The 12,927-nt window shown below is 45.2% G+C and carries 14 protein-coding genes; 9 read left to right on the top strand and 5 right to left on the bottom strand.

The genetic code is table 11. From position 1 onward, the window contains the following. Positions 1-38 precede the first annotated feature (38 nt). Positions 39-584, bottom strand: a complete 546-nt coding sequence (locus KNO94_RS02790) for a glycerol-3-phosphate responsive antiterminator (RefSeq protein ID WP_214777343.1) — start codon at positions 582-584, stop codon at positions 39-41. A 115-nt stretch (positions 585-699) separates the two neighbouring features. On the opposite strand from KNO94_RS02790, the gene KNO94_RS02795 reads away from it, so the two are divergent. Both KNO94_RS02795 and KNO94_RS02800 read left to right on the top strand, forming a co-directional pair. Beyond that, the gene (locus KNO94_RS02795; RefSeq protein ID WP_047795266.1) at positions 700-1,125 is read left to right on the top strand and encodes a GNAT family N-acetyltransferase; all 426 of its coding nucleotides are present in this window, start codon (positions 700-702) and stop codon (positions 1,123-1,125) included. 25 nt (positions 1,126-1,150) lie between these two features. Beyond that, a complete protein-coding gene (locus KNO94_RS02800; protein WP_214777345.1) occupies positions 1,151-2,320 on the top strand; it encodes a cation:proton antiporter in 1,170 nt (389 codons plus the stop codon). A gap of 39 nt (positions 2,321-2,359) precedes the next feature. Here KNO94_RS02800 and KNO94_RS02805 read toward each other — a convergent pair whose 3' ends face one another. After that, positions 2,360-2,977 carry a DedA family protein gene (locus KNO94_RS02805; protein ID WP_214777347.1) on the bottom strand — a complete coding sequence of 206 codons (618 nt, stop codon included), beginning with the start codon at positions 2,975-2,977 and terminating at the stop codon, positions 2,360-2,362. A gap of 92 nt (positions 2,978-3,069) precedes the next feature. Between KNO94_RS02805 and KNO94_RS02810 the strand changes: the two genes are divergently transcribed. The 7 genes from KNO94_RS02810 to KNO94_RS02840 all read left to right on the top strand — a co-directional run bounded on the left by KNO94_RS02810 (position 3,070) and on the right by KNO94_RS02840 (position 10,296). Beyond that, the gene (locus KNO94_RS02810; protein ID WP_214777349.1) at positions 3,070-3,627 is read left to right on the top strand and encodes a DNA-3-methyladenine glycosylase I; all 558 of its coding nucleotides are present in this window, start codon (positions 3,070-3,072) and stop codon (positions 3,625-3,627) included. A 118-nt stretch (positions 3,628-3,745) separates the two neighbouring features. Beyond that, on the top strand, positions 3,746-5,233 hold the full coding sequence (gene putP, locus KNO94_RS02815; RefSeq protein WP_214777351.1) for a sodium/proline symporter PutP: 1,488 nt from the start codon (positions 3,746-3,748) through the stop codon (positions 5,231-5,233). A gap of 113 nt (positions 5,234-5,346) precedes the next feature. Next, on the top strand, positions 5,347-6,498 hold the full coding sequence (locus KNO94_RS02820) for a CapA family protein (RefSeq protein WP_214777353.1): 1,152 nt from the start codon (positions 5,347-5,349) through the stop codon (positions 6,496-6,498). 124 nt (positions 6,499-6,622) lie between these two features. Further along, positions 6,623-7,837, top strand: a complete 1,215-nt coding sequence (locus KNO94_RS02825; protein ID WP_214777623.1) for an argininosuccinate synthase — start codon at positions 6,623-6,625, stop codon at positions 7,835-7,837. Beyond that, positions 7,830-9,218, top strand: coding sequence for an argininosuccinate lyase (gene argH / locus KNO94_RS02830; RefSeq protein ID WP_214740840.1), 1,389 nt, complete (start codon positions 7,830-7,832; stop codon positions 9,216-9,218). The genes KNO94_RS02825 and argH overlap by 8 nt, the downstream gene beginning before the upstream one ends. A 286-nt stretch (positions 9,219-9,504) precedes the next feature. After that, entirely contained in the window at positions 9,505-10,035 is a 531-nt protein-coding gene (locus tag KNO94_RS02835; protein WP_214777355.1) for a biotin transporter BioY, read from the top strand. Positions 10,036-10,098: 63 nt separating this feature from the next. Next, positions 10,099-10,296: a hypothetical protein gene (locus KNO94_RS02840; RefSeq protein WP_214740844.1), complete on the top strand. Its 198-nt coding sequence runs from the start codon at positions 10,099-10,101 to the stop codon at positions 10,294-10,296. Positions 10,297-10,317: 21 nt separating this feature from the next. Here KNO94_RS02840 and KNO94_RS02845 read toward each other — a convergent pair whose 3' ends face one another. From KNO94_RS02845 to KNO94_RS02855, 3 genes are all read right to left on the bottom strand, one after another. Further along, entirely contained in the window at positions 10,318-11,166 is an 849-nt protein-coding gene (locus KNO94_RS02845) for a sulfite exporter TauE/SafE family protein (protein WP_214777356.1), read from the bottom strand. A gap of 69 nt (positions 11,167-11,235) precedes the next feature. Continuing rightward, on the bottom strand, positions 11,236-12,123 hold the full coding sequence (locus tag KNO94_RS02850; protein ID WP_214777358.1) for an alpha/beta hydrolase: 888 nt from the start codon (positions 12,121-12,123) through the stop codon (positions 11,236-11,238). Positions 12,124-12,150: 27 nt separating this feature from the next. Further along, complete coding sequence (locus tag KNO94_RS02855; protein WP_214742376.1) at positions 12,151-12,924, bottom strand: AAC(3) family N-acetyltransferase; 774 nt, start codon at positions 12,922-12,924, stop codon at positions 12,151-12,153. Between the last annotated feature and the right edge of the window lie 3 nt (positions 12,925-12,927).

Here is a 12,927-nt window from a genome sequence, read left to right on the forward strand (position 1 = left end):
ATTCATCCCTCCTAAAAGACTGTATACCCAAATCTCGATTAGTCGGACCATAGTTTTCGATTCGAAGTCGTGATCACACTCGCTCCCGCATCAAGTGCCGCTTGGACTTCCTCCTTTGTTTCAATCAGCCCACCTGCGAAAACGGGTATTCCCGTCTTCTCCTTTACGCGTTGAATATACTTCGGCACAATACCTGGTAAGACTTCGATATAGTCCGGTTTTGAACGTTCAATGTGTTTGATACTCTTTTCGAGCGATGTCGAGTCAATCAAAAAAAGTCGCTGCACCGTCACGACATCATTTTGTTTCGCCTTGACGATGACATTTCCTTTCGTCGATATGATCCCGAACGGTTTATATGTTTGGCAAACATATTCCGTCGCATACTCGTCCGCCTTCATACCTTGAATCAAATCCATATGAATGAACACTTTTTTATCATGTTTCCCCAATAATTTGAAGATGGAGTCCAATCGACTCATATGAATCTCTAATAACACCCCTAATTCGAAATCACTCGATAAAAACCGCTCCAAATCCCGCATGTCCCGTATCGCCGGTAAGATGGATTGACCATTGATCATCAACTATTCCCCCTGTCTCTTTCTCATTATGCAGATAGCCGATTTTATAAATCAAGGTTTACTCATTCAATATATCGGGAAAATAAAATCAACTTGTGTAGAGGGGGATTTGAGTATGGTCAATGAAGTAACTGTAAAAGTCGAAACACCGACTCCTGAACAACATCAAGCGTTACGCGTGAAGGCGGGGATGCCACGACGTTCTGATCGAGGCACGGTGAAAGGACTTCAAAATACGCTTTTTGGGATTTGTTTATACTTAGATGATGAGATTGTCGGGATGGGACGTGTCGTCGGTGACGGCGGAATGGTATTCCATTTAGTAGATATCGTCGTAGACCCGGAGTGCCAGGGTCTTGGACTCGGAAAATTAATCATGGAGCATTTGATGGACTGGATCTTACAAGAAGCGGATGAAACGGCCATCATTAGTTTAATCGCAGACATTCCAGCCGATGGGTTGTATCGACAGTTCGGTTTTGATTACTCACGACCTGAATCCGTCGGAATGGAGTATCAATGGAATCAAAGAGAAAGCTAATTGGGGTCATGAGAGGAGATGACGTATGGATGGATTAAATATCATCGTGTTGCTCGGATTGGCGCTCACCCTCATCTCTGTCCTCAGTTTCCTGATTGAACGATTATTCTTTCCGAGTATTTTAGCGTTTATCGCAATCGGGGTCGGGGTCGGATTTTTCTGGGATGGGAATGAAGTCTTTAAAGTCGCGGGAGAGATTGGAATCATTCTTTTGTTTTTCCTACTCGGTCTAAAGTTTCCACTACGTGAACTTTGGAAGCGCATGCGGAAAGTATGGAAGGCGGGAATACTCGATATCATTCTGTCATTCGGGGTATCGTTCGGGATTGCTTTAGCATTTGGTCTCGATTTTCCTCGCGCCTTTTTAATCGGGGCCGTCTTATATGCGACGAGCTCCTCCATCTCTGCGAAGCTGCTTGAGCGGCATTCCGAAAAACATGAAGATATTAAAGAATTTGTGCTCGCATTACTGATCTTTGAGGATATTTTTGCCCCACTCCTCTTGACGGTCGCCCCTTTCATCATCCAAGAAGAACCGGTTGCGATGTCCGATATCGGAAAAGTGTTCGCAGGATTTCTTATATTTGGCATACTCTTGTTCATCGGTTCGAGATTTGTATCCAAGCAACAAAAATTTTCGAAGCACTTACTGCGACAAGATGATGCGAGCATCGGTCTGATTGGACTCATTCTCTTTTTCGCAGGAATCGGCATGGTGTTTGGATTATCTGAGATTTTAGGGGCATTTATCGCCGGGATCATGCTCGCAGATATCCACGATGTGAGACCGCTGAAGCGTTTGACCGTACCCGTCCGAGATTTATTCTTGCCAATCTTTTTCATCTCGTTCGGTATCTCGATCAACCTCGAGAAAGGTGTCATCGTAAATGCACTCTTCTTCGTCTTGATTGTGTGGGGAGTATTATCCAAATGGATTGTCGGACGCGTCGGGGGCAGAATCTATGGCTTGACGCGTGTTCAGGCGAATGAAGCCGGGTTCTCACTCGCGCCACGTGGGGAGTTCTCTATTTTATTCACCGCCCTTTCGAACGGGGCCATCAACTTGTTTGTCGGTCTCTATATTTTCGTGTCAGCCATTGTTGGAATCATTCTGTTCCGTTTCTCAGAGTACTTGGCAGAAAAAACGGAGAAAACCCTCACGAAAGTCTTACCTGACGAGAAAAAAGAAGAATGAATTGGCGGACCCATACGCTGGGTCCGCCTGTTTTGCGCGTTAGTCTTTCGCTAGTTTGTTGTGCCGTTTTTTACGCCATACGATATAGATGATGACCCCGATGAATAGTAGCCCATAGATTGCATAAGAATAAGCATCGAGGTATGCGAGAATATCTTGCCAGTTCTCCCCGACTTTCATCCCGATGACGATGAGAATGGTATTCCATAAAGCTGTCCCAGCCGTACTGAGCAGTAGAAATTTCACGAATGGCATGTTTGACATCCCTGCAGGAATCGAGATCAGGCTTCGAACGACCGGCATCAAACGTCCAAAGAAGACCATCCACCCTCCGTATCGATCGAACCAGGCATCCGCTTTTCGTACATTTTTGATGTCGAGTCGGAGCCATTTCCCGTATCGCTTTGTCCATTTTTCAATTTGCTCAACATCAAACAAGAGTCCGAGGCCATACAGCAATACCGCTCCTAAAATGGCACCAACTGTCGATGCCACGATGACGAGCGTGATGGACAAGTTCGTCTTTACAGCAAAAAATCCACCAAACAAGAGAACCACTTCAGACGGGATGGGCGGAAATACGTTTTCAATAAAAATCATGAATGCGATCCCTATGTACCCATATTGCTCGATTACTGAAATCATCCAGTCACTCATGTCAATTCCTCCATTCCCACTCCATATACCCGTCCATTTCCGTACATAACCACCGAGACATGCTACACTTCTTATAAAAGGAGTTGAGTATTTTGGTTGAAACATCACGCTGTCCTTGGTGCGGAACCGATCCGTTATACGTTCGTTATCATGACGAGGAATGGGGAAAGCCCGTTCACGACGACCAGAAGCACTTTGAATGTTTGACACTCGAGAGTGCACAAGCTGGTTTGAGTTGGATCACGATTTTAAGAAAACGTGAAAACTATCGACATGCTTACGCAAACTTTGAGGTACAAGACGTTTCCATGTTTACAGAAGAGGATATTGAAAGGCTTATGTTAGATAGTGGCATCGTCCGAAATCGAAAGAAAATCGAGGCATCCATCAATAATGCGAAGCAATTCATCAAGATTCAACAGGAATTCGGTACGTTCGATTCCTATATTTGGTCATTCGTCGACCATGAGCCCGTTATCAACAGATGGGACAGCTTGGATGAAGTTCCTGCCACGACAGAACTGTCTGAACGATTGAGTAAAGACCTCAAGCGACGGGGCTTTAAGTTTTTAGGCCCGACGACGGTGTATGCCCACCTACAAGCGACTGGTCTCGTCAATGACCACCTCGTGTCTTGTACATTCCGTTAATTTAGGACCAGCTCTCAAAAACATCTTTACATTTCCCCTCTTGTTGTGACAATATTTTGACAAAGTGATATTCTATAACTGAAAGCGTTTTCATTTATTTTTATTCGGGGGGATGTTGATGAACGGAATTTTAGTGTCCATTGTTCTTTATATGGCACTGATGGTCTTACTTGGGATCATCGCGTATCGGAGAACAAGCAGTATCGGAGATTACATGTTAGGTGGACGTGGACTTGGTCCTGGAGTAGCCGCTTTATCTGCTGGCGCTTCTGACATGAGTGGCTGGCTATTAATGGGCCTACCGGGAGCCATGTATGCCACAGGAATCTCGAGTGGTTGGATTGTCATCGGGTTGACAATCGGTGCTTATTTAAACTGGTTATTGGTCGCACCAAGATTACGCATTTATTCATACATATCGGATGATGCGATTACTATTCCAGATTTCTTTGAGAAACGATTTAAAGACACAAAAGGTGTATTGCGTTCATTTTCAGCTGCTGTCACGTTAATCTTTTTCACACTGTATGCGACAAGCGGATTCGTCGCAGGTGGTCGCCTATTCAATGCCGTCTTTGACATTGAATTTGTCACGGGAGTCGTCATTCTCGCTTCCATCATTATTCTGTATACGTTTATCGGTGGTTTCTTAGCCGTCAGCTGGACAGATTTTGTTCAGGGATTGATCATGTTGTTCGCCCTTATTTTTGTACCTGCCATCGCCATTATGGCAACTGATGGGGTTTCGACCGCTCTTGACACGGTACGAAATATTGATGAAGCATTGCTTGACCCATGGACAGGACAATCACTCATCGGTATTGTTTCATTATTTGCCTGGGGTCTCGGCTATTTCGGCCAGCCGCACATCATCGTCCGTTTTATGGCAATCGGAAAGCTTGAGGACATTAAGACGGCACGTCGCATCGGGATTTCATGGATGGTCTTCACCGTTGTCGGGGCGATGGCGACCGGGTTGTTCGGTCTTGCCTATTACACACAACAAGGCCTCACCATCGATAATCCGGAAAACGTCTTTATCAACTTATCTGACTTATTATTCCCGGATTTGGTGACGGGCGTTCTGTTGGCCGCACTCCTTGCTGCCATCATGTCGACCATCTCGTCGCAATTACTCGTCTCATCAAGTGCTGCGACGACAGACTTTTATCAAAAATTCTTCCGTAAAGATGCTGGCGACAAAGAACTCGTCATGGTGGGGCGGATCACGGTCATCCTCGTCTCGATTGTATCGATTATTCTCGCACTCGATGCAGATGACACCATCCTAAATCTAGTCGGATATGCATGGGCTGGTTTCGGTTCATCCTTCGGGCCACTCATCTTGTTCAGTCTGTTTTGGAAACGGACGACTCGTCAAGGAGCGCTTGCCGGAATGTTGACGGGTGCCTTTGTCGTCATTTTATGGAAGAACTATGCTGCATCTCTTTTCGGTACGTTTGGGACAATGTATGAAATGATTCCCGCATTCTTCTTGTCGGCACTCGCCATCTATATCGTGAGTTTAATGATGCCGCCACCAAATGAGGTCATTCAACGTGAGTTTGACCAAATGCAAGATATGGTTAGAGAGCATATCAAATAATTCTCATGACAGGTCAAAAATGACCTGTCATTTTTTAATTAGGCAGGATTTTTCTTAATTATCGACGAACTTTAGGGTTATCGTACGAATCTGTCGTGAAAAGGAGAATCGAGATGAAACCAATCAAGATTGTCTCTCGCCTTACCTTCATGTCTAGTTTTGTTTTATTAATTGCTTGTGGTACGACTCCGGCAACAAATCAAGAAGTACCAACAGTACCAGAAGAAGTCGAAAAACCGATTGTTGATCTTCCTGAAGAAACGCCACCTGCTGAACCCGAGCCAATTGTCACGTCTGCCTCAATATATGCAATCGGGGATGTGTTGTTACATGACAACGTGTATGATGCCGCTCGTACCGATGACGGATTTGACTTTGATTCCGCTTTTGAACAAGTCGCCCCGATCTTGAAGCGCGCTGATATCACCATTGCGAATCAAGAGAGCATGATTGGCGGAAGTGAAATCGGATTATCAAGTTATCCTGCCTTTAATAGTCCCTTTGAGATTGGAGATACACTCAAACGGTCTGGTGTTGATTTAGTTACGACAGCGAATAATCATTCACTTGATCGTGGCGTCCAAGCCATCGAGAACTCTATCGGACACTGGAACGCCATCGGAATACCTTATACAGGCTCATTTCTATCTGCTGAGGACAAAGCGAATATTCGTACGTTGACGGCCAACGATATTTCTTTTTCCTTCCTCGCATATACGTATGGAACAAATGGCATCGTGCCGAAGCAACCATATCACGTGAATTATATCGACCTCGCACAGATGCGACCAGAGATCGAGAGGGCAGAACAGTCCACCGATCTGACAGTCGTTTCTCTCCATTTTGGTACGGAATATGAGCGGTTACCGAATGAGACCCAAACTGAGCTCGCCCAATCATTAGCAGACCTCGGAGTCGACATCATCATCGGTCATCACCCTCACGTGTTACAACCTCCAATCATGCTTGAAGGTGTAAATGGTAATCAGACATTTGTAGTTTACTCTCTTGGTAATTTCTTCTCTGGTCAAAAAGGAGATGATCGGAACACGGGAGGCATCATCGGAATCGATGTTGTCAAAACAACCACTGATGAGGCAACCACATTTGAACTCAAACAACCGATGTTCTATCCAACCTTTACGCAAAAGTCATCTGATGGACATTATGAGGTTGTTCCGTTAAATTCAGTCAAACCTGAACTTCTTTCCACTGTCAGCGACCATATGTCACAGTGGTTACCAGAGCTTACAATCGAACAATGATGACCACGAAATCGCTCGTGGTCTTTTTATTTTCAAAAAAAGGTTGCCACGCTTTCGGTTATCCCTTACACTAAGTCGTATATTTATAAATAAAGATTAATAATTATTCATAAGGGGTGTTCATATTTTGAAACAGAAACTCGTATTGGCTTACTCAGGTGGTTTGGATACATCGGTTGCGATTAAATGGTTGGATGAACAAGGATATGATGTCATTGCCGTCTGTTTGAATGTCGGGGAAGGGAAAGACTTAGAAAAAATTCAGCAAAAAGCGATGAAAGTCGGGGCAAAAAAATCAATCGTGATCGATGCGGTTGATGAATTCGTTACAGAATTCGCTCGTTACTCTATGCAAGCGCACACGTTATATGAAGGTGTCTACCCACTCGTTTCTGCTCTGTCACGCCCTCTCATCTCGAAAAAATTGGTCGAGGTCGCACAAGCCGAAGGTGCCGTCGCTGTGGCTCACGGTTGTACAGGGAAAGGAAATGACCAAGTGCGTTTCGAAGTGTCCATTCATGCACTCGACCCTTCACTTGAAATCGTTGCACCCGTTCGTGAATGGAAATGGTCACGCGAGGAAGAAATTGCTTATGCGGCGAAACATGATATCCCGATTCCAATCGTTCAAGAAGAGCCTTTCTCGATTGACCAAAACATTTGGGGACGCGCCATCGAATGCGGTATTTTAGAAGATCCTTGGGCGGCACCACCAGAGAGTGCTTATGAATTGACGGCAGCTCTTGAAGATACACCACACGAACCGACTTATCTTGAAATTGAATTCAAAAATGGAGTGCCGGTTGCAATCAATGGTAAGAGTCAATCATTCACAGATATTTTAAAAGAAATCAATATCGTTGCAGGTGCACACGGTGTAGGAAAAATCGACCACATCGAGAACCGTGTCGTCGGTATTAAATCACGTGAAGTATATGAAGCTCCAGGGGCTATGACATTGATTACTGCGCACAAGGCACTCGAAGCGTTGACCCTCGTCCGTGAAGTCGCACACTTCAAACCGATTGTAGAGCAGAAGTTAACGGAGACCATTTATAACGGACTTTGGTATTCACCACTTACGAAGGCACTCCTTGCTTTTATCGATGAAACTCAGGCAACCGTCACAGGAACGGTTCGCATGAAGCTGTTTAAAGGACAAGCCATCGTTGACGGACGTAAATCACCGATTTCACTCTATGACGAGGAACTGGCGACATATACATCAGCAGATACGTTCGATCAACAAGCAGCTGTTGGATTTATTAAACTATGGGGCTTACCTACAAAAGTTCAATCAGAAGTCTTAATGGAAAAGGGAGCTTTTATCAATGAGTAAATTATGGGGTGGTCGCTTCGAGAAGACAGCGAGTGATTGGGTCGATGCATTCGGTGCATCGATAGAATTTGACGCTCAACTCGTCTTGGAAGATTTAGAGGGAAGCATGGCTCACGTGACGATGTTAGGAGACCAAAATATCCTCTCTAACGATGAAGTGACTCAACTACTTGAAGGACTCAATCTGTTAAAACAAAAAGCAATCGCCGGTGAATTAAAATTCGAAGTGTATCATGAAGACATTCACATGAATCTTGAGGCACTGTTGCACGAGGAAATTGGTCCCATCGCCGGAAAGATGCATACAGCACGTAGCCGAAACGATCAAGTCGCGACAGACATGCATCTTTACTTGAAAGAACGTGTGAAAGAAGTGATTCACTTGATTGAATCACTTCAACAAGAATTGCATGCACACGCTTCAAAAAACGTCGAGACGATCATGCCTGGCTATACGCACCTTCAGCGTGCACAACCAATTTCACTTGCGCACCATTTACTCACCTACTTTTGGATGCTCGAACGGGACAAAGAGCGATTTACAGACAGTTTGAAGCGAATCGATTGGTCCCCTCTTGGCGCAGGCGCGCTCGCTGGGACAACGTTCCCAATCGACCGCTTCCGGTCAGCCGAATTGCTTGGATTCAATCGGGTTTACCCGAACAGCCTCGATGCTGTCAGTGACCGCGACTTCATTCTTGAATTCCTCTCGAACGCATCAATCCTCATGATGCATCTTTCCCGTTTCTGTGAGGAGTTGATTCTTTGGGCCAGTGAAGAATATCGTTTCATTACCGTGTCGGATACGTTCTCTACCGGTTCGAGCATGATGCCACAAAAGAAAAATCCGGACATGGCCGAACTCGTCCGTGGAAAATCGGGTCGTGTGATTGGAAACTTGATGGGATTATTGACGCTCATGAAAGGACTTCCTCTCGCATATAATAAAGATTTACAGGAAGATAAAGAAGGAATGTTTGATACGGTCAAGACCGTTCAAGGCTCACTCAGTATCATGGCGGGGATGATGAATGAATTGACGTTCCATCCTGACGTCATGAAACAAGCGACCGAGCGTGATTTTTCTAACGCTACCGAACTTGCTGATTATTTGACGGCAAAAGGAGTACCGTTCCGTGAAGCTCACGAAGTGACAGGTAAACTCGTCAAATATTGCGTGGATGAGCGATTGTATTTACGCGAGCTCCCAATCACGGTGTTCCAAACACACTCCGAATTGATCGAAGACGATGTGTATGATGCCTTGACCCCTGAACAGGCAGTCGCACGTCGAAACAGTTACGGTGGGACAGGATTTGATGCCGTCCGCGTACAATTGAAAGAAGCTTCAGAATGCATGAGCAAGCTGACCCATTCATAACAATTACGCGTCCTCGTCAGTAAACGAGGACGCGTATTCATGTTCATCCATTCAATATAAAAATTATATAAATCAGTGCTCGTCGTCTAGTTCCCCCTGTTAATGATAGCAAGAATCCTGCTCAACAAACAGACTACACTTTAATACGTTCATCGATTGAGGAATTACGTCGAACCGGAAACGATCACATCATTGATTAAGTTTGAAAGGCAAAAAACTACTTGCCATCCCTATTCGAACATGTTAACTTTTATATTGTTAACGTTAACTGAAAAGGGGTTTACATATGAAAATTCAAGATATGACACAAATCGCTTTTGGCGCAGCACTCATTGCCAGTGTCGGCTTTATTGAAATACCGATTGGACCTGTTCCGATCACCTTGCAAACACTTGCCATCATGACGATTGCCGGTGTATTTGGGGCACGTAAAGGATTTTTAGCGGTCCTTGTTTATTTACTTCTTGGGTTAATCGGTCTTCCAGTATTAAGCGGACAAGGCGGTTTCGCACCATTTGTCGGACCGACAGTCGGCTATTTAATCGCTTTCCCGATTGCGGCATTATTGATTGGTTGGTTTAGTGAAAAGCATCGTTCAATTCCAGGATTGATTGGGTATAACGTTCTTTTTGGACTCGGGTTCGTCTATTTACTTGGATGCATCGGTCTTGAAATTGTTGTCGGCATGTCCTTCATTGATGCGCTAAAAGTGAACATCCCGTTTATTTTTGGTGATTTACTCAAAGCAGTGATTGCCGCTATTCTTGCAGTTAAAATTTCAGAGAACGTTCAAGTCCGCCGCTCTCTTGCTTCGTAAACGTTCTGACGTTTCACCTCTACCCCCCTGTGGAATACTTAAAGTATGGAAGGGGGTGTCTCTATGAGCGACTCGACGTTTAAAAAACGCTTGCAAAAAGCGACCCATTTTTATCAACGTTCTGACAAAGGGCAACGTCAAGGAGTAGACAAGTCGTCTCATGAAAAACGTGACACTGAAGCGTTTGAGCGCAGACTCCGTGAGGCGAAAGGTAAGGTTGGCGAGATTCAAGAAAACATTGACCATATTGCTAGACGTTAAAACCCCGTCCATGGACGGGGTTTATTTTTTGCGTGGTCGAACAACGAGTGTAATGATGAACAATAGCGCCAATGTGACGAGTAATACTAGGGATGCCGTATTCCATCCAACCAGGTTAAGCGCCACACTGAAAGCGACGGTGATATAAAATCCCCCGAGTGCTTTTTTAACGTGTTGTGAACTAAAGCGTTGCAACTGTTTTGCTCCAAATGGTGACCCAATCATCGCACCCGCAATCAAGGCAAGACCGTGCAAATAGTTCGTTTCCGCACCAGCGACAGCGTAACTGATCACACCAGAAATGACGATGAGGAGCGCTGCAGAGATGCTCGTTCCAACCGCTCGCTTCATTTCAGTATTCAATAACTTTACTTGGAGTGGAGTTAAGACGAACCCACCGCTCACCCCCATCAAAGAAGAGATAAATCCAGCGAAGACTCCGATGATCCCGAGACGTGGAACAGAATCTGTACCGACACTCCCCTCGACATGCTGTTTCGAGCGAAAGAATGAAATCGCAAAGTAAGTGAGTAACGCGATGTAAACAAGTGAGATGATGAGTGTCGCCCCATCTACTCCTTCTAAATAAAAGACAAGTGGCGTCGCAATCCATGTCCCGAGTACGCCAAACAAACCAATCCATAGCGCATGGGATACGTTTACGTTACGCAAGCGAATGTGTGAAATCGTACCTGCAGTCGTTGAACCGAGCGTCAACATAAGACTCAGTGCAATCGCCGCACTCGCCTCATACCCGAAGACGAGAAGGAGCGGCGTCAATAAAATACCTCCACCGATTCCAAAAAAACCGCTCAAGATCCCGATTAACGTTCCGAGAAGTAAAAATTGTATGACTTGTAATACGTCCATGTTCTACCCTTCTTTCATTGGTCTCGTGAGCAATCATATCAAAAAGGGGCGTCAAATGCGCCCCTTTGCTCACAATGATTTTTCTAGAAAATCAAAGATTCGCTGTTGATATTCGCTTTCGAACGCGTGATAAGACCCGACATGTCCATCGTTATCCGTCACCCAAAGTTCGACATTTGCTTGTGCATCAGCAAGTTTTTCACTTTCCGATACAGGAATCGCATCATCCCCTTTACTATGAATCAAGAGGATCGGCGCATCGATTGCTTCGATATCATGAATCGGCGAAACGACATCGGCATCGAGACCAGTGAACCACGGTGTCACGGTCATAATGACAGGAGTGAATGGAACGTTTGGCAAATCACTCCATACCGGAAGATTCGTTTCAAGATAGTTTCGTAAATCACTGAATGGACTGTCTGCAATCACGGCAGCCACTTCGACGTCATCTGCCGTAGAGAGAGCCGTTGCGGCTCCCATCGAAATGCCGTATAAGACAATCGGACCATCTGTTCTTCCTTTCGCATATTGAATAGCGGCCTGTAAATCCGATTGTTCCTTAGCTCCTACTGTCACACGATCTCCCTCTGAAATACCCGATCCACGAAAATCAAACGTTAAGAATTGATATCCTTGTTCGTGGAACTCTGGAATCAAGTCTTTAAGTGGAAGATCATCTTGTTCTCGGTTCTTCCCATAACCGTGAGCAAACACGATGGTCGCACGAGGCGTCGGATGCGGAATCCACCATCCGTACAAGTCGTATCCTTCTTCCGATTGAATTGTCACATTTTCATACTTTAATCCAAGAGATTTCGGCGTATATGTCAATGTTTCTCGTTCAGGTGACGTCAATTGATCTCCGATATGAGCCGAGATTCCTGCAATCGCCAATCCGGCCACAAGCAACATGATCAGTACCGTCATACTAGCAATTTTTATCCAACGATTCATCTGATGCTTCCCCTCGTTTCTGAATAATTATCTCAACCAGCTTCGTAATGCGATGAGCGCATGCTGAACCGGTTCCCACGTGCTAGCGGGTATCAGATAACATGTTGCTTCGTTAATAGTGAACGTACGAACATCTTTTTGTTTCACAATATTCTCACCGATTGCACCAAACGGATCACTATTCACATCGACGTGATCAAATGTTATCCATTTACGCTCTCCGGCTTCGTAAACGGCACATCCGAACGATTTCACCGGACCTTCGATTCCGTACTCCGCAAAATGCCATAGCGTCGTCGCATCGAGTGGAGAACCGAGGTGAAGGACACGTGCGTCACGTTCAATCATTCGTTCGATTGGAGAGCTCGGTCCGAATCCAACTTCTACCGTATGTCCGGAAACGATTTCCTTCGCATTCTTTCCCCATGCCGCCACAGACCACATCGGGTGATCACTCCGATACACATTTGGATAAGTCCGAAACAGCTCGGGTACACGTCCCATACCTCGAGTCAATGTCTTTTCTTTTTCATACGGTGGCATTTCCTCACGGATCGTTTGCCACCATTCTACTGGGACTGGTGGTGCCTCCCACTCGGCCGGGTCTGAATTGTCTCCTGTTTGTGTTGCCATCATTAGAAGTCCTGATGGTCCCACAACTTCTTGTAATGCCTCAATGACGGTTTGGGCACCACCACATACCCACCCCAGTTTAGATAACGATGTATGGACAAACAGCGATTCTCCTGCTTGAACTCCCGCTTCTTTTAAATCATTGATGAGACTTGACTTTGTCACCATCTG

The organism is Exiguobacterium sp. s22 (genome assembly GCF_018617455.1).
Classification (GTDB): Bacteria; Bacillota; Bacilli; order Exiguobacteriales; family Exiguobacteriaceae; genus Exiguobacterium.